The sequence below is a fragment of the Kitasatospora sp. NPDC057198 genome, from assembly GCF_042670125.1.
In the GTDB taxonomy this organism is placed as follows: domain Bacteria; phylum Actinomycetota; class Actinomycetes; order Streptomycetales; family Streptomycetaceae; genus Kitasatospora.
In genome coordinates, this window is the sequence record NZ_JBHUWH010000901.1 from 1 (window position 1) to 1,021 (window position 1,021).

The following is a 1,021-nucleotide window of genomic DNA, read 5'->3' on the forward strand; positions in this document are numbered from 1 at the left end:
TGGTCGTGGGCCGCGTCTTTTGTTTATATGAGCCCGCGCCCCCCCCGCCCCGGCCCGCCGGCGCGCCGTGTGGGGGGCGCCCCGGCGGGCCGACCCCTTTCCCCGTCCGGGCCCTTGCCCCCCAGCCCCTCAGAAGCGGCAGACCAGGACACCGCCGCGGCACGTGATCCTGAACGCGCCTTCGGCCCCGATCCCGGCGGCGACGATCTCCGCCGCCCGGCCGACGGTCTCGCGGAACGGGACACCGCACCGGTCGGCCCACGCCTCGTAGGAGGCCAGGTGCGCGACGACCGGCGCGGGATCGGTGACCTCGATGACGCCGGGCAGCTCCCGTACCCGGATGTCCCCGAACGCCGCCCCCAGGAAGCCGGGTGCCCCCTCCAGGGAGAAGCGTGAGCTGAGGGAGACCCGGGCCGGCCCCTCGGCGAGCCCCAGGACGTCGCCCGCGGCCCGGACCCAGAGCCGGTCCAGCTCCCGCTTGTCGGTGTCGCTGTTGGTCGAGACCACGAGCACGCCGCCGGGCCGCAGGACGCGGGCCAGCTCCTCGACCGCGGCCTCGATGTCGCCGACGTGGTACAGCATGTGCAGGGCCAGCACGGCGTCGGCGCTGTCGTCGGCGAAGGGCAGCGCCTGGGCGTCGGCCACCAGGACCGGCCCCTCCACCTCGGCGAGGATGCCCGCCGAGACGTCCACCCCGACGACCCGGAGGTCCGGACGGTCCTCGTGCAGGCGATTGACGAACCTGCCGTTTCCGCAGCCGACGTCGAGGACGATCCCGCTGGTGCCGGCCAGCTCCTCGAGGACGATCCCGGGCAGGTCGTACCGCGGCCGCTGCCACCGGTAGATCGACTGCCGGGCGGCCAGGTGGCGTCCGTCCGCGTAGGCGCTGTTCGCAAGGATCGCCCTGTCGGCGATCGCGGCGTCCTGCCGTGCGGTGTTGCTCGTCACTGTGGCGGCTCCGGAGGTTGGTGGGTGCGGGCCGGGAGCAGGCTTCTCCGGCTTTCTCCACGGAGACTCAGGA

The 1,021-nt window shown here is 74.1% G+C and carries 1 protein-coding gene; it reads right to left on the minus strand.

All coding sequences use genetic code 11. The annotated features are described in order from the left end of the window. Positions 1-129: 129 nt before the first annotated feature. Positions 130-948: a class I SAM-dependent methyltransferase gene (locus ACFUEL_RS39975; RefSeq protein WP_380243179.1), complete on the minus strand. Its 819-nt coding sequence runs from the start codon at positions 946-948 to the stop codon at positions 130-132. Positions 949-1,021 lie beyond the last annotated feature (73 nt).